The 25,218-nt window shown below is 35.7% G+C and carries 18 protein-coding genes; 9 read left to right on the top strand and 9 right to left on the bottom strand.

Annotated elements, in window-relative coordinates; genetic code table 11:
* The first annotated feature begins 2 nt into the window (after positions 1-2).
* From P700755_RS14705 to P700755_RS14665, 9 genes are all read left to right on the top strand, one after another.
* Complete coding sequence (locus P700755_RS14705; protein WP_015025428.1) at positions 3-1,475, top strand: carbohydrate-binding protein; 1,473 nt, start codon at positions 3-5, stop codon at positions 1,473-1,475.
* A 19-nt stretch (positions 1,476-1,494) separates the two neighbouring features.
* Positions 1,495-2,376, top strand: coding sequence for a glycoside hydrolase family 16 protein (locus P700755_RS14700; protein WP_015025427.1), 882 nt, complete (start codon positions 1,495-1,497; stop codon positions 2,374-2,376).
* 10 nt (positions 2,377-2,386) lie between these two features.
* Positions 2,387-3,148 (top strand): PKD domain-containing protein, encoded by a 762-nt coding sequence (locus tag P700755_RS14695; protein ID WP_015025426.1) that lies wholly within the window; start codon positions 2,387-2,389, stop codon positions 3,146-3,148.
* 152 nt (positions 3,149-3,300) lie between these two features.
* Positions 3,301-6,753 carry a hypothetical protein gene (locus P700755_RS14690; protein WP_015025425.1) on the top strand — a complete coding sequence of 1,151 codons (3,453 nt, stop codon included), beginning with the start codon at positions 3,301-3,303 and terminating at the stop codon, positions 6,751-6,753.
* Between the two features lie 6 nt (positions 6,754-6,759).
* Positions 6,760-8,043, top strand: coding sequence for a glycoside hydrolase family 17 protein (locus P700755_RS14685; RefSeq protein WP_015025424.1), 1,284 nt, complete (start codon positions 6,760-6,762; stop codon positions 8,041-8,043).
* Between the two features lie 23 nt (positions 8,044-8,066).
* A complete protein-coding gene (locus P700755_RS14680; RefSeq protein WP_015025423.1) occupies positions 8,067-9,566 on the top strand; it encodes a glycoside hydrolase family 30 protein in 1,500 nt (499 codons plus the stop codon).
* A gap of 5 nt (positions 9,567-9,571) precedes the next feature.
* The gene (locus tag P700755_RS14675) at positions 9,572-12,148 is read left to right on the top strand and encodes an MFS transporter (protein ID WP_015025422.1); all 2,577 of its coding nucleotides are present in this window, start codon (positions 9,572-9,574) and stop codon (positions 12,146-12,148) included.
* A 3-nt stretch (positions 12,149-12,151) separates the two neighbouring features.
* On the top strand, positions 12,152-13,069 hold the full coding sequence (locus P700755_RS14670; RefSeq protein WP_015025421.1) for a glycoside hydrolase family 17 protein: 918 nt from the start codon (positions 12,152-12,154) through the stop codon (positions 13,067-13,069).
* A gap of 218 nt (positions 13,070-13,287) precedes the next feature.
* On the top strand, positions 13,288-14,580 hold the full coding sequence (locus tag P700755_RS14665) for a T9SS type A sorting domain-containing protein (protein WP_015025420.1): 1,293 nt from the start codon (positions 13,288-13,290) through the stop codon (positions 14,578-14,580).
* Positions 14,581-15,119: 539 nt separating this feature from the next.
* Here the strand turns inward: P700755_RS14665 and P700755_RS14660 are convergent.
* From P700755_RS14660 to P700755_RS14620, 9 genes are all read right to left on the bottom strand, one after another.
* A complete protein-coding gene (locus tag P700755_RS14660; protein ID WP_015025419.1) occupies positions 15,120-17,714 on the bottom strand; it encodes a carboxypeptidase-like regulatory domain-containing protein in 2,595 nt (864 codons plus the stop codon).
* Positions 17,715-17,724: 10 nt separating this feature from the next.
* The gene (locus P700755_RS14655) at positions 17,725-18,198 is read right to left on the bottom strand and encodes a DUF4402 domain-containing protein (protein ID WP_015025418.1); all 474 of its coding nucleotides are present in this window, start codon (positions 18,196-18,198) and stop codon (positions 17,725-17,727) included.
* Positions 18,199-18,209: 11 nt separating this feature from the next.
* The gene (locus P700755_RS14650) at positions 18,210-19,034 is read right to left on the bottom strand and encodes a fimbrial biogenesis chaperone (RefSeq protein WP_015025417.1); all 825 of its coding nucleotides are present in this window, start codon (positions 19,032-19,034) and stop codon (positions 18,210-18,212) included.
* Positions 19,035-19,142: 108 nt separating this feature from the next.
* The gene (locus tag P700755_RS14645) at positions 19,143-19,652 is read right to left on the bottom strand and encodes a DUF4402 domain-containing protein (protein WP_015025416.1); all 510 of its coding nucleotides are present in this window, start codon (positions 19,650-19,652) and stop codon (positions 19,143-19,145) included.
* 647 nt (positions 19,653-20,299) lie between these two features.
* Positions 20,300-21,715 carry an MBOAT family O-acyltransferase gene (locus tag P700755_RS14640; protein WP_015025415.1) on the bottom strand — a complete coding sequence of 472 codons (1,416 nt, stop codon included), beginning with the start codon at positions 21,713-21,715 and terminating at the stop codon, positions 20,300-20,302.
* A 2-nt stretch (positions 21,716-21,717) separates the two neighbouring features.
* On the bottom strand, positions 21,718-22,758 hold the full coding sequence (locus P700755_RS14635; protein ID WP_015025414.1) for a hypothetical protein: 1,041 nt from the start codon (positions 22,756-22,758) through the stop codon (positions 21,718-21,720).
* Between the two features lie 35 nt (positions 22,759-22,793).
* On the bottom strand, positions 22,794-23,846 hold the full coding sequence (locus P700755_RS14630; RefSeq protein WP_015025413.1) for a proline iminopeptidase-family hydrolase: 1,053 nt from the start codon (positions 23,844-23,846) through the stop codon (positions 22,794-22,796).
* A gap of 19 nt (positions 23,847-23,865) precedes the next feature.
* On the bottom strand, positions 23,866-24,735 hold the full coding sequence (locus P700755_RS14625) for an SDR family oxidoreductase (RefSeq protein WP_015025412.1): 870 nt from the start codon (positions 24,733-24,735) through the stop codon (positions 23,866-23,868).
* A gap of 23 nt (positions 24,736-24,758) precedes the next feature.
* The gene (locus P700755_RS14620) at positions 24,759-25,202 is read right to left on the bottom strand and encodes a nuclear transport factor 2 family protein (protein ID WP_051008010.1); all 444 of its coding nucleotides are present in this window, start codon (positions 25,200-25,202) and stop codon (positions 24,759-24,761) included.
* Positions 25,203-25,218: the final 16 nt, after the last annotated feature.

Raw genomic sequence — 25,218 nt, 5'->3', positions numbered from 1 at the left:
AAATGATACATAACAAATTAAAATATCTACAATTAATAGGACTTGTTTTACTATCTATGGTAGTAACAACAAGTTGTGAAAGAGAAGTATCTGATGATGCTATACTTGCAACTTTCCCTACAACAGCAGACGTGTTTACAGATAATCCAGTAGGACTTACAGATGAGTTTTTTATATCCTTTGATCCGGTAGAAGGCGCAAATACAGAGGCCTTTGGTACAGACAATAATGAAGCTTATTTAGGATCCTCTTCAATTAGAATTGATGTTCCTTCACCAGATGATCCCAACGGAAATTTTGTTGGGGGTATCTTTAGAGATCGAGGTGAGGGTAGAAATTTAACAGGCTATGATGCCTTAACTTTTTGGGCTAAAGGGTCTGCAACAGGGATCCTAAGTCAAGTTGGATTTGGAACGGATTTTCTAGAAGATAAATATCCTGCAAGTCGAACTGCTATACAGCTAACAACAGACTGGAAAAAATATACAATACCTATTCCTAATTCTTCAAAATTAACTCAAGAGAGAGGTATGTTTTTGTTCGCAGCAGGTGGTTTAGATATAGTTGATGACGAACCAAATGGTAACGAAATTGGTTGGACATTTTGGTTGGATGAAATAAAATTTGAGAAATTAGGAACACTATTGCTAACAGAAGCTTTACTATTTAATGGGCAAGATTTGTCTACTACAAGTTTTCAAGATTCAAGACTAAATTTGTTTGGAATTTCAACAACGTTTAACCTTGAAACAGGAGAAAATGTACAAGTTGCAACTAGTCCTTTATACTTTGATTTTCAAAATTCAGATCCAAATGTAGCAGAAATCGATTTTACAGGTGAACCCGTGATAAATATTATTGGGGATTCAGGAACAACTTTAATCAGTGCAACTATAAGTAATGCAAATGTTCAAGGATCTTATGAAATCACCTCCTTAGGGCCGCTACCCTTCGCTCCTATTCCATCACTTCTACCAGAAAATGTAAAATCCGTGTTTAGTGATAGTTATCAAGACGTTGTTCAAATAAATTTTGACCCTGGTTTTGGTGGTTCTACCACTCAAGTAAGTTTATTTGAAAGATTAAATAATACAGTTAGTGAACCCTTTAATGATCAAACACTGGTTTATTCAACAAATAATTTCACCGGGATACTATTTGATGGTATTGTAGATGCTAGTAATCTTTCTTTTATGCATGTTGATATTTTTATAGAAGATGAAAATGGATCAATTGAATTTCAAATAAGGGATGCAGGCGAAGATCGAATTATTGATTCAAATAATAATGGATTTCCGATTAACGATGACCGTGATTTTAGACGAACAATTAGCAACCTTAATCCTGGTGAGTGGAATTCTATAGAAATCCCTCTGGCTGGGAATATTTCGAACCAAAAAGATAATTTGGCTGGTATTATTTTGGTTGGTGGTCCCGACTTTATATTAGATAATATTTATTTCTACGTTCCTTAATAATTTAATTTCAGAAGACATGAAAAGTATATTTAATTATATAATTTACAAATATGCAGCCACTATTTTTTTAACAGGATTGCTATTGGTTTTTATAGGTTGCGATCTAGACGAAACACAAGAAGTCACTACCCTAGATAATCTAGTATGGTCTGATGAGTTTGATGTGGATGGAGCACCAAATTCTCAAAATTGGAATTATGATATTGGTGATGGTACAGCAGAAAATATCCCTGGATGGGGTAATAATGAACTTCAATATTATACCGATAGACCCGAAAATGCAGTTGTTGAAAATGGAGTACTCCTTATTACAGCTAGACAAGAATCATTTGAAAATAGAAATTATACCTCAGCGAGGTTAACCACTGAAGGTTTGCTTGAACAGCAATATGGACGTTTTGAAGCTCGCATTAGATTGCCTTATGGACAAGGCTATTGGCCTGCATTTTGGCTTTTAGGAGTGCCTGAAACCATAATGGTTGATGGTGAAGAAGTTTTAGAAGAATGGCCTGCTGTAGGCGAAATAGATATTATGGAATATCTTGGAGACGAACCAACCAATGTATTTGGAACTTTGCATGGTCCAGGGTTTTCTGGGGCAGAATCCATTTCTAAAGAATTTACTCTTGAAAACGACCGTTTTGATACAGGTTTTCATGTGTTTGGGATTGAGTGGTCGCCGACTTCCGTCAACTTTTATGTTGACGGCAATATATACCAAACTCTTACTCGAGAGGACATAGCAGAAGAAACGGATGGAGAAGGAGAATGGGTATTTGATAGACCTTTTTACATCCTATTGAATGTTGCTGTCGGTGGTAATTTACCTGGAAATCCTACTAGTGAAACTGTATTTCCTCAAAGCATGATTGTAGATTATGTAAGAGTATATAATTAAAACTAAAACTATGAAAATCTTGAAATATAGTACACTTATTATTTGTCTGTTATGTATCGGATTATCTTTTCAATCTTGTGAGGATGATGATACTGGTATATCAACCGAATTAGTTGCAAGGTTTACTCAAACCATTAATCAGAGTAAAGGAACAGTCACTTTTATCAATCTATCAGAAAATGCGGCTTCCTATAATTGGGATTTTGGTGATGGAACATCATCGATAGTCATAAATCCAGAAAAAACTTATGATGCCAGTGGCACCTACGATGTGAAGCTTACAGTAAGTAATGAAAACAGTGAAATAGCAGCTTTTCAAGATATCATTGAAATTGAGATCATATTGATCATTAACGGAGACTTTGAAAATGGTTCGGAAGGCTGGATAGTTGGTGTAGATGATAATGTACCCGCGCCGGTTGTCACAGAAAATGATAATTCTTTTTATGAAGTTAACATCACTAACCCCGACCCAAATCAACCGTTTTTAGTTAATGTAAGTCAAAAGGTGACTATCACACAAGGTGAAATTTATGTCTTAACATTCGAGGCCTGGTCAGATGGTAATAGAACTTTAATTGCAGGTATAGGTCTTAGTGGAGGTGATTTTTCAAATGACACCCAAACTGTAAACCTTACTAATACACAACAACAATTTGAAATCACACTAAGCTCACAAGAATTTGGAGCTCTTGACGCTCGAGTTTTATTTGACTCTAATGGGGATGCCGGTCTTGTGAGAATAGACAATGTCTCTTTAAATTTACAATAGTCTTTATAAGAACACTGTATCTATTTAGAACTACATATAATTTAAATAAAACAGTAAGTCAAACACAAGAATTAAACAGATTTAAGACAAGCGGTAACCTAAAACCTTAGCGTTTTGTTCCTAAATTAAAAAATAAACCAAATAGTAAAGTAATGATTGAAGACAATATGACTAAAGATCAAACGTCTAAAACTAGTACCTTAGAGCAAGTAAGGTTAAACGGTGAGAAATTCCTTAAAATTAATAACAACGATGCCATGAGACCTTTTTTCATGAGTATTGTAAGCGACTCTAACCACTGGATGTTTATTTCTAGCAATGGAGGCTTAACAGCAGGAAGACGAAATGCAGAATATGCCTTATTCCCATATTACACGGACGATAAAATCACCGAATCGGCAAATTATACAGGAAGTAAAACTATTTTTAGAGTTCACTTAAATGATAATATTAATTTCTGGGAACCTTTTTCAAACCGTTTTGTAGAACAGTATCAGATTACCAGAAATATCTATAAAAATATTTATGGAAATAAACTGTTTTTTGAAGAAATCAACCACAGCTTAAACCTTACTTTCACATACCGATGGTCAACTAGTGATCAATTTGGTTTTATTAAAAAATCTCAATTGGTTAGCCATAACTCTACTCCAATAAAAGTTGAAGTTGTAGATGGGCTGCAAAACATCCTACCAGCTGGTGTCGTCAGTGATTTGCAAACTCAAAGCAGTAATTTGGTTGATGCTTATAAACGCAACGAGCTTGATAAAAAAACAGGCTTAGGCATTTTTGCACTTAGTGCTGTACCGGTAGATAAAGCCGAACCTAGTGAAGCTTTAAAAGCTAATGTGGCTTGGTCTCTGGGAATTGAAAACCCTACCCACCTCCTTTCCTCTTTACAACTTGAAAACTTTAGGACAGGAAAAGACTTGACTGAAGAAACTGATGTTAAAGCAGAAAAAGGAGCTTATTTTATTAATAAAACACTTCAACTAGAAGCAGAAGAGACTATAACATGGCATATTGGTGCCGATGTTAATTATAATACTGCTTCAGTAGTAAAACTTCAGCAAGATTTACTCCAAGAGAATCTTTTAAATCTAATAGAAGAAGATATAAATTCTGGAACTGAGAAATTAGTTCGACTTAATGCGGCCGCAGACGGACTTCAACGCTCTAATGACAACTTGAGAGATATTCGTCATTATTCCAACACCATGTTTAATATAATGCGTGGAGGAATTTTTGATAATAATTACCAGATTGAGCGATGGGATTTTAAAAACTATATCCTAAAAGCAAACGCTCCATTAGCTAAAAAATTCGAAGCAAAGATTAAAGCCTTACCTGAGAATTTTTCATTAACAGATCTAAAGGATTTAGCTAAAGATCAAAATAATGACGATTTCACTAGGCTTTCCTATGAATACTTGCCTCTAAAATTTAGCCGTAGACATGGAGATCCAAGTCGACCATGGAATCAATTTTCAATAAATACCAAAGATGAAAATGGCTCCAAAATTCTTGATTACGAAGGCAACTGGCGTGATATCTTTCAAAATTGGGAAAGCTTAGTACACTCCTATCCTCAATTTATTGAAGGTATGATTTACAAGTTTTTAAATGCTACAACTTTTGATGGTTACAACCCCTATCGTGTCACCAAAGATGGCTTTGATTGGGAAACTATAGAGCCAGACGATCCTTGGTCTTACATAGGGTATTGGGGAGATCATCAAATTATTTATTTGCTTAAGTTCTTAGAATTTTATGAAGACTATCAACCAGGGAGTTTAGCGCAATTATTCAACAAATCTCAGTTTGTTTATGCTAATGTTCCTTACAGGATAAAGTCATATCAGGATATTCTAAACGATCCAAAAGATACCATAGAATTTGACCATAAAGCCGATGCTAAAATTAGAGGTAAACGCGATAAGATTGGAGCTGATGGTGCATTACTTCAAAATAAAAGAGGTAAAATTATTCACGTCAATTTTGTTGAAAAAATACTAGCTACTACTTTAGCCAAATTATCCAACTTTATTCCTGAAGCGGGAATATGGATGAATACCCAACGCCCAGAATGGAACGATGCTAACAATGCTTTAGTCGGCAATGGTGTATCTATGGTCACCTTAGCCTATTTAAGACGATTTTTAGACTTTTTTAAATCGGTTTTTGAAGACGTCGATGCCTCAGAAAACTATGAAATTTCCGAAGAATTAGCTGAGATGTTCACCAAAATGGAAAAAACATTCGCTAAGAATAAACATTTAACAGAAGGTAAATTTAGTGATCACCAACGTAAAGAGGTTTTGGACGAACTAGGTGAAGCAGCTAGTGTGTATAGAACTCAAGTTTACACTATTGGCTTTACAGGACGTAAGACTCAAGTCTCTTCACTACAAATTGGTCATTTTATCACTACCAGTTTAGTTTATCTAGAACATGCCATTGAGGCTAATAAACGTACTGACAACCTATACCACGCTTATAATCTAATGACGGTTAATCAAGATAAGGTCTCCATAGATTACCTTTCTGAGATGCTCGAAGGTCAAGTAGCTGTGTTAAGTTCAGGCTACCTAGATTCAAATCAAGCTTTAACTTTACTTGATGCCCTAAAACAAAGCGCTTTATTTAGACCTGACCAATACAGTTATTTATTATACCCCTACAAAGATTTAAATGGCTTTTTGGACCGAAATAATGTTCCAGAAACTTCTGTAAAGTCATCAAAATTGCTTCAAAAGTTGGTGGAAGATGAGCATAAAGGTATAATTGAGAAAGATGTAAAGAACAATTATCACTTTAATGGCAATTTTAATAATGCTAAGAAATTAAAAGAAGCTTTATTATCTTTAGAAGACGAAGCCTATTCAACTTTAGCAGAAGAAGAAATAGACCAATTACTTAAGGTCTATGAAGAAGTTTTTAACCATAAATCATTTACAGGTCGTTCCGGAACTTTTTATGGGTATGAGGGCTTAGGTTCTATTTATTGGCATATGGTATCAAAACTGCAATTAGCGGTTTTAGAAACCTGTATACAAGCCATAAATGCTAAAGCATCTGCCGAAGTTATCGGTCGATTACTAGAACACTATTATGAAATAAATGAAGGCATAGGTGTTCATAAATCACCTAACTTATATGGCGCATTTCCAACGGATCCTTATTCTCATACACCGCAAGGAAAAGGCGCACAACAACCTGGAATGACAGGTCAAGTGAAGGAAGACATTTTAAGTCGATTTAGAGAATTGGGTGTACATATTTATAAAGGAGAAATTCAATTTAAACCCGATTTGTTGCGAAAAACCGAATTTTTAGAAGACGAACATATTTTCAGATATGTAGACCTTAGCGATGAAAAGCATCGTCTTCAACTAAAACATAATTCACTAGGATTTACCTTTTGCCAAGTCCCAATAATTTACTCTATTTCAGATCAAAACAAAATAGAAGTAGAATTCTATACTAAAAATTCAGAACAGATTGAAGGACTTCATTTGCCTAAAGAAATTAGTCAAGACGTTTTTAACCGCTCAGGTAAAGTTAAAATAATTCACGTTTATATCAAAGCGTCTATTTTAAAATAAAGAGTCATGAAGCCAGTAAAAAATATACTTTTAGTAATAAGCTTTGTTTTACTGGTTTGTTGTCAAACATCTCAAAAAGAGAAAAACCCTATGCAAAATAACAGAAATCTAACCGCTAAAGAAATTCTTAGTAAACCAGAATTTTTAGCAATTTCTTATGGTGGCTACAGAAAAAAGACGCGCAAAGAGCAACCCACCATTCAACAGCTTAAAGAAGATCTAAAAATTCTTCATGCTATGGATATTCGCATATTACGAACCTATAATGTTCGTCTCCCCCATGCCGCCAATATTTTAAAAGCGATTGACGAACTGAAGAAAGCTAATCCTGAATTTGAAATGTATATGATGCTCGGGGCTTGGATCGATTGTAAAAATGCGTGGACCGAAATGCCACTCAACCACAACGAGGGAAGCGAACATAACGCTATAGAAATCGACAGAGCTGTAGAACTAGCGAATCAATACCCAGATATTGTAAAAATAATTGCGGTTGGCAATGAAGCCATGGTAAAATGGGCTTCTGCTTATTTCGTTCAGCCACATATTATTTTAAAATGGGTAAAATACCTACAAGATTTAAAACAAGAAGGCAAAATAGATAAGGATTTATGGATTACGAGTTCAGATAATTTTGCGTCTTGGGGCGGTGGAGAACATGAATACCACACTCCAGAGCTTGAAGAGCTTATTAAAGCGGTAGATTATCTTTCTATCCATACCTATCCAATGCATGATACACACTATAATCCTGTGTTTTGGGGAGTACTTCCAAAAGAAAAAAAATTGAGTAACACCAAACAGCTAGATAAAGTGATGACTCGTTCCTTGAGTTATGCTATCTCTCAGTATGATAGTGTTGTGAACTATATGGAGACTTTAGAGGTGAAAAAACCAGTACACATTGGAGAAACAGGATGGGCCACTGTCTCTGCTGGTTTTTATGGTGAAAATGGCTCTAAGGCATCAGATGAGTATAAGCAAGCTTTATACTATAACAAAATGCGAGAATGGGCCTCAAAAAACAAAATAAAATGCTTCTATTTTGAAGCCTTTGACGAACCCTGGAAAGATGAACACAACCCAAAAGGTTCTGAGAACTTTTTCGGCCTATTTACAGTAGATGGAGAAGCTAAATATGTCATTTGGGATGAATTGGATAAAGGCACCTTCGAAGGTTTTAAGCGCGGTAAAAACAAAATGACCAAGACCTATAACGGAAGCTTGGAAGATCTTCTTCTGGACGTGCAAATGCCTCCAGTAAAAAATGAAATTATGCTTAATCATTAAGCCAATCATAAAAAACGGTATTTATGAAAAGTCTGAAAATTTTATCTATAAACTTAATAGCTCTCATGGTGATTAGTTCTTGTATAGAAACAGAAAAATCTTTAAAGGTTGACGTTGTTGAAACCTCCAGAAGTGGAAATAAACTCTCTAAAGTCGATGTCTTTAGCGAAGGAAAACCAACTTCTAAAATCAATTTAAACCCTGATAAAACGTTTCAAACCTTTACGGGTTTTGGCGGATCATTTACAGAATCTTCCGCTTATTTACTGAATCGATTGAGTAAAGAAAACCGTCAAAAAATCATCGATGCTTATTTTGCGGAAAGTGGTGCACGATATTCGTTAACAAGAACTCATATGAACTCAAGTGATTTCTCTTTAGGTCAATATTCATATGCCCCCGTTGAAGGCGACACCTTACTGACTAGTTTTTCTATTAAAGAGGATAAAGACGATATTATTCCTATGATTAAAGAGGCTATGGAAGCCTCAAAGGAAGGATTCAAAATTATATCTTCTCCTTGGACTGCTCCACCTTGGATGAAAGATAATAATGAGTGGGTTGGTGGAAAATTAAAGCCAGAACATTACGACACTTGGGCTCTTTTCTTTTCTAAATATGTTGATGCTTATGAGGCTGAAGGGATTGATATATGGGGTTTTACTGTGGAAAATGAACCACATGGTAATAGCAATAATTGGGAAAGCATGCACTATACCCCAGAAGAAATGACTGATTTTGTGAGCAATCACCTTGGCCCTCAATTAGAAAAAGACGGTAAAGGCGATAAAATTATTTTAGGATATGACCAAAATCGCGAAGGCATTAAAGAGTGGGTGGATGTGATGTATAAGAATGAGAAAAATGCTAAATATTATGATGGAACTGCCATACACTGGTACGAAAGTACCTTTGAAGTGTTTCCCGAAGCTTTGCAATATGCACATGAAAAAGCACCCCAGAAATACTTGATACAAACTGAAGCCTGTGTGGATTCCGAAGTTCCTAAATGGAAAGATGACGACTGGTATTGGAGTAAAGAAGCGACAGATTGGGGTTGGGATTGGGCCCCCGAAGATCAAAAACACTTACATCCAAAATACGTTCCTGTTTATCGCTATGCTAGAGATATTATAGGATGTATGAACAATTGGGTTGATGGCTGGGTCGACTGGAATATGGTCTTGGACCGACAAGGTGGACCTAACTGGTTTAAAAACTGGTGTGTGGCTCCAGTCATTGTAGATCCTGATCAAGATGAAGTCTATTTTACCCCACTCTATTACACCATGGCTCATTTCAGTAAATACATAAGACCAGGTGCGAAACGAATTGATTTCGAATCTACAGATAAAGACTTGCAAGTGAGCGCTGCCACAAATCCAGATGGAAGTCATATCGTTATCGTTTTTAACCCTTCAGAAGAAGAAAAAGTATTTGAACTTAGTATGAAAGAAGCAGAACAAGTAGTTTCTATAAGCCCTCAAGCCATTCAAACTATTGTATTAAAACCTAAAAAATAAGCCTTATGTCCCAAGAAAAAACATTGGCAAAAGATAAAGTTCCCATTAAACAGAAGGCAGCTTTTGGTGCAGGCCATTTAGTACTCAATTTATTACCAGGAGCTTTAGCCGTTTTCATGTTTTTCTTGGTGACAGCATTCGGTATGGATCCATTTTTAGCAGGCTTGTTAGGTGGTTTGCCACGAATATTTGATGCTATTACTGATCCTATAATGGGATTTATTTCTGATAACACGAAATCTAAATTAGGAAGGAGGCGACCATATATATTTGTTGGGGCTATCTTGAGTGGTATATTGTTTGCCCTTTTATTCCAATTGAGTGAAGACAACTCCGTTACCTTTAACTTTTGTTATTTTCTTTTAATGTCTTTGGTATTTTTAGTTGGTAATACCATGTTTGCCACACCATTAGTAGGTCTTGGTTATGAAATGACTCCAGATTATAATGAACGTACGCGCTTAATGGCATTTGCAAATACCATAGGTCAAATTGCTTGGATGATAGTTCCTTGGTTTTGGGTAGTTATCGCAGATCCTACTGTATTTCCATTAAGTGACGTAGCCTTGAGAACAATTGGCGAAATGGGACTAACTGGTGACGAATTACAGAAAATAACGAATGAAAAATTACAAGCTAATGGAGTCCGACAATTATCATTAATGGTAGGACTGGTTTGCGCTGTATTGGGTATTCTTCCAGCCCTATTCTGTAAAGGAATGGATGCAGGACAAATGGAAAACCGTAAAAAAATTAGCATGGGTACGTTATCCTCTAGCTTCAAAGAATTGTTTCAAGGGATTGTACAAGTTTCTAAATGCAAGCCTTTCATAAAATTATGCAGTGCTACTTTTCTTGTTTTTAACGGTTTCCAAATGGTGGCTTCATTCAGTTTTTTTATTATTGTTTTTTATATTTATAATGGGGATTATGGTCAAGCAGGAACATGGCCTGCATGGTTTGCTTCAATCACCGCGCTAGTTACTGCATTTTTAGTTATTCCTATTATATCTAGTATTGCAAATAAATTTGGAAAACGCAAAGCCTTCCTTATATCTACCGCAATTTCTATAGTTGGTTATGGACTTAAGTGGTGGGGATTTGATAATTCATTAAATGCTCAATTCAACGCATCGAGTGCTGGTCAAGGTTTAAATAATTTTGTGGCCTCCATATTTAATGCGATAAATCCTTTCTTAGACAGCATTGGGATGTCTTGGTTTAGCATCGACATCAGTCAAGGTGCACCTTGGTTAATGTTTGTTCCTATTCCTTTTATGGCTTTTGGTTTAGGTGGTTTATTTACCCTTATGATGTCTATGACAGCAGATGTTTGTGATCTAGATGAATTAGAAAATGGATTGCCAAGAAAAGAAGGAACTTTTGGAGCAATCTACTGGTGGATGGTTAAAGTAGGACAAGCTATTGCGCTAGTATTAGGAGGAGCCATATTAACTTTAGTTGGGTTCGATGAGGGTGCTGTCACCCAAACTGTAGAAACGATGAACCAATTAAGAATAGCTGATATTATTCTACCAGTATCAACTGCTGCTTTAGCCTTTATTGTGATGTGGAAATATGATCTTGATGAAAAACGAGTTAGAGGAATTGGCGCTGAGCTCAAAATAAGAAACAGTAAGCCTAAGCCAAGACAAATCAGTTCTTTGTATTACCAAAATCAGGAGCCATGGTCTTTAGGTTCTATTCAGAGGGCACCAAATCCAAAATATGATATCGATTTTTCTGGAAAATCAATTGACGAGATCAAAAAATTATTTTTAACAAACTTAAACAATGGTATGCATGGTATGTGCTTTAGCCCATATATGGATGGCCAAGATACCAGTGATATACTTTCTGAAGAACAAATTATAAGACGAATTAATATTATTAAACCTTATACAAAATGGGTGCGCTCTTTCTCTTGTACAAATGGGAATGAACATATACCAAAAGTAGCTAAAGACAATCATCTTAAAACTATGGTAGGTGCTTCGATAAGTGCAAATATGATTCAAAATGAAAATGAAATAAAAAAACTGATAGAACTTGGTAAAGCTGGGTTTGTAGATATAGCAGTTGTAGGGAATGAGGTCCTTCTTCGTGAAGAATTATCTGAAAAAGATGTCCTGGATTACATTTCAAAAGTTAAAAAAGCTTTACCTAACATTCCAGTGGCTTACGTTGATTCTTATTATATCTTTAACGAATATCCATCACTTATAGATATATGCGACGTTATTCTAATAAATTGCTACCCTTTCTGGGAAGGCAGTGCTATAGAAATTTCGCCTTCTTATTTAAGGGATATGTATAAATTAATTAAGGACAAAGCGAATGGTAAACCTGTAATTATATCAGAAACTGGCTGGCCAAGTGAAGGTGAAAATACAGAAGAAGCTGTACCTTCAGGGTACAATGCCATGAAATATTTTATTAATGTCAACAGCTGGGTGAATAAAGAAGATATTAAATTATTTTATTTCTCCTCATTTGATGAATCTTGGAAGATTCATCACGAAGGAGATGTTGGCCAACGCTGGGGAATTTGGGATAAAAACGAACAACTTAAATTTAAATAAAACATGACTTACAGAAAAGAACAAGAACTATCCAAACAACAAGAAAAATTTTTAGCGTCTATAAAAACGCAGAATTTTTTAAAAGAATACACCACTGAAGAACTTCACGATGTATTTAAGACTATCATGTCACAAGGTTTTCATGGCATGTGCTTTAGTATGTATGAAGATGGACAGGAACCTGGACATCATATTACAGAAGAACAAGTACTGAGACGAATGAATATTTTAAAACCTCACGTCAAGTGGGTACGCTCCTTCTCCTGTATTGAAGGAAATGAATTTGTGCCAAAAGTAGCTAAGCAACTTGGATTAAAAACCTTAGTTGGAGCTTGGCTAAGTGATGACAAAGAGAAAAACAGGGAAGAACTAGATAGCTTAATCAAGATGGCCAATGAGGGTTTGGTGGATATTGCTGCCGTAGGTAACGAAGTTTTATATAGAAACGATTTATCTATTGAAGAACTTATGCAACACTTGGATGAAGTGAGAGCTGCTATCCCATCACATATTCCTGTTGGTTACGTCGATGCCTATTATGAGTTTACAGTTCATCCTGAGTTAACCGCTAAATGCGATGTTATTTTAGCTAACTGTTATCCCTTTTGGGAAAGTTGCCACTACGACTATTCGTTGACCCATATGCAACATATGTATGGCCAAGCCTTAAATGCTGCAAAAGGTAAAAAAGTAATAATTACAGAGACCGGCTGGCCTAGCAAAGGGGAAAGTCTCGGCGATGCACACCCCTCGGAGATGAATGCCTTAAAATACTTTATAAATACCCAGTTATGGAGTAAAAAAGCAGGCATTGAAGTCTTCTATTTCTCGTCTTTTGATGAGTCTTGGAAAGTAGGTGATGAAGGTGATGTTGGTGCATATTGGGGAATTTGGGATAAGGACGAACAACTTAAATACTAAATAGCCTTAAAGTCAAACGATTACTACCTATACATAAACCATACAAATTTTAAATCTATCTTTTGAAAGTGAGTAAATGCAGGGAGTTACAAAGTTCGAAATTAAATAAATTATCTAAAATAGTGTATGCTTTTTGTAAGCTCTAAATTATGATATTAATAGAAAAATAAAGGTATATTTAAGGATAACTAAATTTTATAAACTATAAATTAAAAACAATGAAAAAAATTACATTTTTACTTATGATGATGCTAACCAGTACTCTGGTTTTTGCACAAACACTTCCTCTTGACTTTGAAGTTCCCGAGGACGATACTTTTGAACCTTTTAATGGTGCAATAACTTCTGTTGTAATTGATCCTACAGATGGTTCAAATATGGTTTTAGAGTTAATAGGAAATGGTCAGCCATTTGACGGAGCTACAATAACTATGGCAACCTATATAGATTTGTCTGATGATGCTACCAACACTATTACATTTGATTTTTGGTCTCCCGTTCCAGATTTGAGAACACATTTATTAAAATTAGAGGGTGCTACAAATGGACCTGGAGCAGTCGAATTAACTTTTGATTCTAACGCGCAAGGATGGCAATCAATTTCAATTAACTTTGGACCTAACTTAGCAGATGACTATCCAAAAATGTCTTTTTTTCCAGACTTTAATAATGGGGAATTAGGTACTTACTATTTTGATGATATAACTGGTCCTAATGGAATAGTTATACCTGTTGATCCTATACCAAGTGTAGCGGCTCCAGTGCCAACTGCACTAGATGATGAAACTTATAGCATTTATAATGATACCAACGGTTTTACTACTATATTCCCTGTCGTTTATTCATTTGGAGTTTTAGCAGGAGAGCCAGACCTAGACCCATCAGATGATATGAATAAAGCATTGAAATTTAATTTTGGTGTTGCAGGTTGGGGACAAGGTGAAGGCGGACCTGACGATGTTTCTGCTTATGATTTTGTATCATTTGATTATTGGGCTGGAGCTGGAGTTGTAGGATTTGACTTCGTTATGATTAGTAATGATGCTGGAATTACAGAACACAAATATCAAATAAGTATTCAAGAGCCTGTTGTTAATGGAACTTGGGTAAAAGTTGAAATTCCTATGTCATTTTTTACTGATCTTGGTTTTTCTGAGACAGCTTTCTTCCAATGGAAGATGAGTCCACTTAATGATAGTGTTGACAATGATGGTATAGTTTATCTTGATAATGTACTATTAACTCAAAACTCAACATTAAGTACCAACCAATTTAGCCAAGCCGACTTTACAGTATATCCAAACCCAACTCGGAATGTTTGGAATATTAAAACAAGTGTAAATATTTCATCTGTAAAAGTTTATAATTTACTGGGTAATCTTGTATTAGACCAAAAAGTTGATGCTAACGAAGCTGTCATATCTTCTGAAGGATTAGCAACTGGTGTTTACTTTGTTAAAATTGAGAATGAAGCCAACTACTTTAAAACAGTAAAAGTTATTAAAAACTAAACTAGTTTTAATTTAATGATCAAGGCTTGTACTGATGTACAAGCCTTTTTTTATGGGATAAATTAAGAGCATCGTTTATCTTTTGAATACAAGTAATACCAATTTAGTTATTAAATGCCGTATGAATAAATTGAATTATTTTTGATGAAAAGCAGGCGAAAAAGAAACGATTTATTGCGTCATTATAGGTCTAATTTGGTATAAACCTTTAATTGAAAGTATTTACAAACCATTTTAGAAAAAACCAAAAATCATTAAGCCATTCAGGTTATTGAGCAGATCTTTTACAAGGCCGATTGATAAAAAATTAATGATAAGGCCCGATTGCCCAATATAATCTAAGGTCTTTTACTTCCCATAGACAAGCTGGTGTAACGTTCGATTAATGGTGCTATAAGCTTCTCAAAACATTCCCCTGCAATTCTCACTGAATAGTACCACTTTCTAATGCAAAGAATTTTCCATGAGACCCTTATGAATAGTATCTGCCGTCATCACTTTTTCGTCAAAAATGGGGACCCTTCATATAATTTCAGATTTTATTTTGTAGGCATATCATTTTCACCTAAGGATCGCAGAGCAAATTCCAAATTATCCATATAATCTCCATTCTTGGTATTTACGATATTAAAATTATGAAAAGTCTTTGTGCTCTCCAATTTAAGTTCATTAAGTTGATTTGAATCCACTTGTGCAGTGTATGCTCCAGATTTTAAACCCAAGAAACTAAAATAGCCATCGGGCTCAGATATTAAACGTGTAATGGTTTGCTGTTTATGATCCTTGATAATGATTTTTATGTTCCCCATACCTGTTCCTGATTTATACACGTAACCTGCCACTTCTCCAACAACATCAATAGGAATTTCGATTACTTTCAATTGATTTGGATTGACAAAAATAGTTAAGCTTTGGTTTTTGAGTTTCCAGTCAATACGCTCCAAACTAATCGTATTCAGTTTAAAATGATGATCTATAAAAGGCTCCAGTCCTCGGTAAATAGTAGACCCATCAATAGTTACCTCTTTGGTTCCACCTTTAGAAGAACGCACCTTGACACCTTCTATTTGGGGCTCCGATTCGTCTTTTCTTCCATTTTGATTTATGTCTAAAAAAGGAATAAATTTTACACTGCCTTGTCCTAGGGACGATCTATTATTAAACTTTACACGCTTTTGACTAGGATCAAAAATCATAGATCCTCCCAATGCTTCAGAAAAGGAAGTTCCAGATTTACTTGTGTTGGTGGAAAAACTACCTCTTGCAAAGCCTAATTCAAAACTTAAACCAATATTTAGATTAAACTGATTAAATTTAAAATTTTGATCACAGGAGGCCTGTACATAAAGATCTTCACCTATTTTTTTTCTAAAGTTTCCTCTGATGGAATTAACTCTCCCACCGTTATAATCATATTGAATCTCGGGAGAAAAAGCAATGCCTTTTGGTAAGTTAATAGTTGTAGATAATCTACTGAAAACTCTTGGCTCATTTAAGGAGGTGCTTAGATATGCATTGGTGATAAGGTTTAGATTAACTCCAAAAGCTCTTCCAGATAAAAGCCATTCTGCATTGGTATATCTCATGTTACGAAGAAGATTCTGACGCCATACCAAACGTGAAAATCCAGAAAATTTTCCAAAATGCAGCTGCTTGGAAAGAATAACACTACGCTCTTCGCTTCCGTTAAAAAGAACAGCCTCTTGATCTTTATCATAGTTGACATAATTTAATTCCAGTTGAAAGTTGGAAGCCGATCTGTAACTGAGGTTTCCTTTGTAGCCTACTTGATGTAAATATTCACTAGAAAAGATAATGTTATAGGGTAATCGTATAGATGTCCTTGCAAAAGGAATTAAAGGGGTTTTCTCAATTGCCGTATTTAATTCAATGCCACCCTCTAGAGTGATTTTAGAAGAGAGTCCATAATTTAATTGTGCCTTGGCAAAAATATTTTTTTGGCTGTCTTCGATAACACCTGCGTCAATATTGTATTCAAGTTTGCCAGTAGGTAAAAAATTGTATGGGATGTTTAAATGTCTAGTGGTGACCTCTTCCTCACCCCAAGGCCCATAATATTTAAGACGCACAGAGGTGTTTCCATAAACAAGTGGGATATCAAATGAAAAAAAGCCTGTAGAATCTGCTTTTGTGTAATCTACCAGTTCATTATTAATATAAACTTCTACTGTCCAATTAGGATTTGTGTATTCACTTAACAGATAGGTACCGAATGAATTTCTAAGATAAGTAGTGCGATTGGAAAGCTGAATACCAACCACCGGACGGAAAATGGAAGAAATAGACTGGTTTCTGATTTTACCAACTGTAACCTGCCTTAATACATTATTTTCATTATTTACATAACGCCATTGGTAAAATTGATTTCTGAGTGATAGTGATTGTGTGTCATTGTAGTTGAGATTGGCGATAAATTCTCCACCACCTATTAGGCCACCAAGTCCCAAAGAGGCCCGATTAAATTGAAACCCATTTGTATGTTGTTGAGAATTAATATCCCAAGTTACCACGCCTAGGTCTAGTAAAGGCCGTTCTCTGGCGATTGTGGTGTCTGCGGTAAAATTTTTCTGTAAGGATTGAATATTTAGCCGCATTCTTTCTCGCCTTGCTGCTTTTACAGAAGGTAATTCTATGTCAGATATACAGGAAACAGATAGATTTCGGAAGTTAAATTCACAATGAAGGCCAAAAACTGAACCAAAGTAATCTTCTTTTAAATACAGATTGTTTGTTGTGTAGATAAGGTCATTTTCTTTTAGCTGAATCTTCTTACCCTTATAGATGATATGATGGAGAGGTTGGTTAATCGCATATGTGTTTTCTTGATTTATAAAAAAACCCTCTGTTAACTTAAAGTCACTCGTAGAAACATTTTGTATTTTTAGATAATCAAAAATTTCAGAAACAGATAAATAAATGTCACCGCCGCATATAACGGAATTAATTTCTGTGGTACCGATTTCGTCAACGTGAAAGGAGATGGATACTTCATCACAGACTGGGTCTTGAGAAGCATTGACTTCGTTGATATTTAGTAAAAAAAGTGGGAAAATAAGAAGTAAAACTCCTTTTGATAGCAAGAAGCATGTGGGTGATTGCTTTTTAGAATGCATTCTTTTACACCTACTCCATATGGACAGTAGCAGTGATAGAAATATTTCCTTGATAATCTCCCCGATAGTTTTTATTTTTTGGTGTGACCTCTAGATTTGCACCTCTAGAGATAGTTACAGGAAGCCCTTTCTGAACTTTGTAAAACTGGATTCCAGAATCTTGTGGATTAAGAGAAATAGTGTATCCATTTTCGTTACTCAAAGTACCTGTCATAACTTCTACTCTAACATTAACAGGGGTTTTACTTTTTGTTGAAATATTAAAAACCGCTGGCTGATGATTTGATAGTAACTGATGAATATTTCTTGAAGAACTCCATTCTCCTTTATTGGAAAGAGATACAGTTCCACTATCAGTTCCGTTGGAAAGGTAAAAATTTCCAAAAACTAAGTTCTGTTCTACAGTTATATAAATGTTTTGTGAGCGCACTGTCGAGCAGACAAGAAATAGTAAAGCAAGTATCAGGGACTTCAATAGGTTCAAATCGTGAAATTTTATGAACTCTTTAAGTTCAATAATTCTGTAGCGTAGATTTCCCCCTCTGCATGCGAGGTATGAATGACTTTCAATAGTCCTGAACTGTAATCCACATCTTTGCTAGTATTAAGTTTAACACGAACCTTTCTTGTAGCACTTGGAACATAAACTGCAAATCCTTTCATTACGGCCACCTCTGTTTCTTTCCCTTTTTTGGAGGTATGGTAAACTCTAAAATTACCGTAGACTGAGTATTTTCCCTGGCGATTAAAATTCATAGAAATAATTGGGACGTTGTTCTTTAAGACTTCAAAATTCAGATCAGATAAGGATACATCAACCTCAGGCTCTCCAATTTGGATAATATTTGCAATACTAACTCCATATACTGGAGTCAAACTAATATCAAACCCCTTTTTGTCATTGGTTTCTTTGTTTTTTTGGTCACTCTTAGTTTCTGGAACTGCCCTAAAATATAAATGGGAACGGTATTCTCCAGGTTTAAGCTCATTAGTTTTGGTGAGCTGTACCTTTACTACTTGTGCCTCATTGGGAGCAAGGGTAATGGTACGAGGATAAAACCTCAAATAGGGTGAAGCAAATCTCTGACCAGGATCTGGTAATTTGATGGTTTCAAATTGACCTTTAGAACCCATACGAATCTCCAGATAAGATACTCTATAGGTTTCTATCTCATTGCCGTTGTTACTTAAATAGAGGGTCTGAGCTCTTTTTTGAGTGCCTTCAAAAACAAGACGTTTTGGAAAAATCATCAAGTCTCCCTGAGCAACGGAATTGAGGAAAAAAATAATCGAGAAAATAACTGTGAATAGTAACCTCATTTTAGTGTTTATCTAAGGATGTTTTAAACTTATAAAAAGCGTCTCGTAGGAATTGGTAAAAAAAAATGTGCCACACAAAATTGTGGCACATTTTTATAAAACAACTTTTTAGTTATAGTTAACCGTAACTGTTAAGTCAGTCGAATTTGTATAGACTCCAGCGGTTTGTCCACCTGTTACGTTTAGAATACCACCCACGTTTACTGTCTGTGCTCCTGTAGTCAAAGTTCCTGTAGTATCAGGATCGCTCTCAAACGTATCAACGGTCATTTCCTCTGACCCTTCTTCCTCTACAAGAGTAATTGCATCACTAGGTAGCGTAATACTGTACGTGTAATTTGATTCACCAGTCACATCAAAGGCGGCAGCGGTCACTGTTCCTGTGTTATTTGGTAAGGTCACTCCTCCTGTAAGACTGGTAGAACCACCTGTTGTCATAACTACAGTACCGTCTGCAGAACTCACAGCAACATTTCCAAAATTCATATCGGCAGCTTGTGCAATTCCAATTGGAGCAACAATCGTTGCTGAAGAACTAGCGGTTGCACTTTCTTGTGCCATTGCACCAGTAGTAATTGCGATAATAATAATTGTTATAAGCGAATTAATCTTTTTCATGATTAATTATTTATAAATTTATATTAATTATTCTACAAATCTATGCGTTATACATTGGAAACAGTCTTAAAATTGTTGTAATGCCTGCTTTTTTAACAGATATTCGTACACATTGGCTGTAGTCAAAGGTTTACATTAATTGATCTGTTAAAAGAATTTCAAGTTATCTTTTATATAGTTGCTACATTTGATCTACAGGTCTAGTACACTTACTTTTTAGGACTTCAAAAGCATTATTCCTTCACCTATTTCTATTATTCTCTTAATTAAAAATTTACTTATATCAGTTTTTCATAGAGAAGTACAAACTGAATTATCATTTTGAATACATGACCAATACACAAAAAATTATTAGAATTATAAAATAAAATTTATCCTCTACAAGCACGTAGTAAAGAAAACTGACAACCTCATTACTAGCCCAACTAATTCCTTCAACTCTTCTATCTACCTCAAAAAAAAAGCCAAAGCCGAAAAGAGTAGGACTATTAGCTGTGAAAAAAAAAGAGAGAGATATGCCTCTTAAAACAGCTAAAGCCTGTACGGTCTCGGTCTGTAAGTGAGATAGGTGTGAGGTTTTTCATAAATTAGGATTTAATCTAGTAAAGAATCCTCGAGACAAAACAGCATTAGGCAAGCCTCAGTGATTAAAATTGAAAATAAATAAACTGCTCACTGCTTCCTTGCGAAATGATAATTAAGAACAAAATCACCGCCCAAATAACCCCCAAAATCCAGGGATGTACTTTTAGGGAAACGTCTTTCATTGAGGTGTTTCTCATCAGCCAATGGCATATAAACAAGATGCCTACTAGCAAAAGCACTTTTGTTACGTCAAAAGTTTCAATGATTTTTTCGCCTTCACTATTCATAAATAACATAGAGGTAATCATGTTTTTGGCAGTTGAAAACTCTCGTGCTCTAAAAAATACCCACGTAAAATTGACCATAATATAGGTAAGCAATGCAAGCAAAACCCCGTTAAATACATTAATTTTTATATGAATTTTAGACCTTAGTATTCTTTCAATAACAAGATAAAAACCGTGTAAAGCACCCCAAACGACAAATGTCCAAGCGGCACCATGCCATAAACCACCTAATAGCATTGTGATAATTAAAGCAGCATACATTCTGGTGATACCATAACGATTACCACCCAACGGAATGTAAATATAATCTCTTAACCAAGTGGAAAGTGTAATGTGCCAACGTCTCCAAAAATCTGAAAACCCAATGGATGCATAAGGATATTTGAAGTTGTCTGGTAACACAATACCCAACATTAAGGCTATACCAATAGCACACGTAGAATACCCTGCGAAATCGAAAAATATTTGTCCTGAAAATGCCAATGTGCCCGTCCAAGCGTCTAATCCGTGAAGGATGGATTGAGAACCGAAAACTTTATCAGACGTGTCTGCCAATAAAATGTCTGCTAAGACTATTTTTTGAAACAAGCCAATAGTCAGTAGGAAAGTTCCCCAAGCAAATTGATTAAAAGTAGCTCTTTTTTCTTCGTAAAATTGGGTAATCAGATCTTTGGCTCTTACAATTGGCCCTGCAACAAGTTGTGGAAAGAAGGTGACGTAAAGTGCAAAATCCAAAAAAGTATGGGCAGGTTTTATTTGACGTTTATAAATATCTATGGTATAAGACATGGTTTGAAAGGTGTAAAACGAAATACCCATAGGCAAAATAATATCCATAGGTTGCGCTTCATAGCCATAACCATATGCATTTACAACACTTGTAAAATTATCTAACAGAAAATCTCTGTATTTAAAAAAAGCTAAAAAACCGAGATTAACAATTAAACTTAGCAATAACCAAAGTTTTCTTTTACGTTGATTTTCTTCTATAGCTAATTTTTTTCCAGCAGTCCAGTCTACAAGTGTTGATATCCACAATAAAATCACCAAAGGTGGATTCCAAAGGCCGTAAAACAAATAACTAGCTAAAAGCAGCATTCTTTTTTTACTTGTCCAGCTGAAGAATTTTGAATAATAAAGTGCCAAAACTATCACCAAAAACACAACAAAACTCAATGAATTAAATAACATAATTAGTTGGTTTTAATGTTAGTGATAAGTCCATCCTCTAGAAGAATTTTTACAAAATTTTCTGTAAATTGATCTGCATCTTTAGCCGATAAATGAGACCATTCTATGGTTTTAAATGCGCTTAAACTTTCATAATCTTGGTAATGATAAGCGGGAACATTTGCTTTTGTAACCAATTCGTCCCAAAATTCTGATCGCGGCAAACCCTTGCTTTCTAGTTCTTTAAAAAAACCATCCGAAGGGCTTCGTAACAAGATGATTTTTCCTCCTCTAGAGGTGAACTTTTCAGCATCTTTCAGGAAGTATTCGATTGTTGCTTCTTTTTCTGGTGGTGGCATATCTCCAGATAACATAGTCTTCCAAACTGTTTTAATAGAATTTGCAAAGGCCGTATCACTCAACATTCGTTCTTTCATTCTAACATTTCTGTTGATATCTATATCTTGGAATCTTCTAAATGGAGATTCTGGAAGTTTTTCTGTTCGAGATGGCAGTTGAATAGTTTTGAGTATAGCTTTTAGATTAATGTCATCAAACCAAGCTTCGTCGTCATTAGATACAAAGGCTAAACAATTTTGAATTGGAATAGACAAGCTATGATTAAGGCGTTGTGCATAAGTACGATTTTTATAAAATACTGATAACGAGGATGCTCTGCTCCAAGGTGGGGCTTGTTCAAAAGTGGTTGAAAAAAATAAAGGTGGTGTTACACCAACGATTACAGTTCCTTTAAAGTTAGTATTTTCAACAATATCATGAAATACTGGCAACGGGGTAGCGCCTGCATTTGCTAATTGAATAGGCTTGATACCAGTTGATGTTTCCCATTGACCAAGCTGAATATTGAAGAGCACTCTGGAAGACCCTATAAGTACTACATCATCTCCAGTTGCCTTGTCCACATTGGCTCGTGTTTTTGCCCAAAGGTATTTATCGTCGTCTAAATCTGGGAAATAGCCTTGAGAACGCCAATAGATTTCCCATGCTGCTATGCTTAATATACTTAAAGAAACGGCAATGACTAAAGATTTTTTAAGATTCATATGAGTTGGTTGTAATTGAGTTATCTATTCAAATCTTAAAATGATCCATTATCTACGTCTTTGATAAACTGTATCAATCCAGTAAAATAAGTTTCTGGGTCGTCAAATTGTGAGACATGTGATCCGTTGGTGGTCACACTTCGTCCATTTTGGACTTCAGTGGCCATCCATTCCATATATTTTGGATCCATAGTGTCGTACGTTGCACCGAGCATTAAGGTTGGGACTTTTATTTCTTTGAGTCTATCGGAAACATCCCAATCACTCAATGTTGCTTCATCGGTAATACCAAATTCGCTTGGGCCTTGCATATAGATGTAAATATTTGGATTAAGATGTTCGAACATGAGGTGGATGGATTTTGGCCATTCCTCTAAAGGTTTGCGTAAAATATGCTCCGTATAATAATGAGTCATCAATAGCTCTTCGTATCGGGGGTTGGCATAGTCTTTAATGGCTTCAATAGCTTTGATTTCTTTCAACACTTCTTCCGGTAATTGTGGTCCTAAAACTTCTTGGGCATATTTGTTATATTCAGCAACACTAGCCACCATATTAGAAATGATAAGCCCTTTTAAATTGTCCTGATATTTTAGAGCGTATTCCATAGCTAATATGCCACCCCAAGACTGACCGAGTAGGTAAAAATTGTCTTTGTTAAGGTTTAAGGCTTTCCGCACTTGCTCTACCTCTTCAACAAAATGTTCTGTGGTCCAAAGCGAAGGGTCGTTGGGTTTATCGCTGTAATAGGAATCTAGTTGGTCATAATAGATATATTCAATTTCCTCGTTTGGTAGGTAGCCATCAAAATTTTCAAAGGCTTCGTGAGTTCCTCCTGGGCCACCATGTAACAATAAAACACGCATTTTGGGATTGTTACCCATGCGTTTGGTATAAACGTTGAAGGTGCCTTTTTTGGTGTCTATAGGAATCATGTTGATGCCACCTGTAACTTGGTCATCGCTATTGGAATAATCAAAATAGCTAGATTTTTTAGTGGATTGAGGTTCTACTGAATTTTTGGGTTTTTCAACACAACTCAAGATGAAGAATAAAATAACTAGGGTTAAAATGATTTTTGTTTTCATGCTTAATTCGATTTAATAATTATGCTTTTACACCATCCCAATCGGTAATTTGAAAACTTTCTAAAACACCTATTCTAAAAGGTTCCATGGCATCGTTGATGGCTTGTACTCCAAAGTCCATACCTGCAATGGTTCTTAAGGGTCTTTTGCCTTCTGGGGTATCGATAAGTCTTTCAAAGGTTTTAACAACAATCATCGGATCGGTTGGGGCATTTTCATCTGCAAAAGCGGCTTGAGCATTGGTTGCAAAACCTTCGCTAAAAGCGTTCACATGCTCATAAGCTTTAGCCACTTCTTCATTAGTCGCCAAGACTAGACCTGGTAAAAAATTGGTTGAAAATGGTCCAGGTTGCACCATGGCCACGTCAATTCCTAAAGGTCCAAGCTCACATCGTAAGGATTCACTTAAAGCTTCAACAGCCCATTTACTAGCATGGTAAATGCCAAAACCAGGAACAGCCAAACGACCGGCAACGGAACTCAATTGAATGATTAAGCCCGATTTTTGGGCACGCATTCCTGGCAACACAGCTTTGATCATTCTAACATTGCCTACTACATTTAAATCCAATTGTGCTAGACATTCTGCTGAGGTAAAACTTTCTAGAGGACCGCCAAAACCACGTCCTGCATTGTTGATGAGGACATCTACCGTTGGTATGTTGCTCATGGCTTTAGAGACACTTTCATCTGAAGTTACGTCAAGTTCAACCACATCAATTTTAAGGGTGTTTGTCTTTGCAAAATCTTTTAAAGTTTCTCCTGCCTCAGCATTTGAGGTGTTTAGGTTTCGCATAGTAGCGTAAACTTGGTGTCCTTTTTTAGCCAAATATTTGGCAGCTTCAAATCCGAATCCGGTACTACAACCGGTGATCAATATTTTTTTCATGTTTAATGTTTTTAGTTTAAAATTTAATTTGTTGCGGCATCAGCCAGCTTCTTGGTATCTACATACTGTTGAAAGGCTGTGATTTTACCAGCTTTTAAAGTCCACAAATGAGCGGCTTGCGCGTTGTATGTTTTACCTGTTTCCTTGTGTTTGGCATTGTAGCGTAAAGTGGCTAGCACTTTGTTATTGATCATATCGTGCAACTCAATGTCCTCTAAAGTAAAGTAGTCATGCTCTGCAAGAATTCTTGCGAAAACACCATTTAAAACCGCCTCTGGGCCAATGTATGGGTTACCATCGGCATAGGCGTTTCCTTCGGCTTCGTTCCAAACAATTTCGGCATCCATTAAACCCAGAACCGAAGGCACATCTCCTACTGAAAAGGCTTTGTAGAGACTGTCTATAATGACTGCGTTTTGATGGTCTGTGTTTTCTTGGCCGTATGCAATAACATTAAACAGTACCATGAATAGTGTTGCTAAT

The organism is Psychroflexus torquis ATCC 700755, assembly GCF_000153485.2.
GTDB classification, from domain to species: Bacteria; Bacteroidota; Bacteroidia; order Flavobacteriales; family Flavobacteriaceae; genus Psychroflexus; species Psychroflexus torquis.
This window is presented reverse-complemented; position numbering and strand designations above follow the sequence as displayed.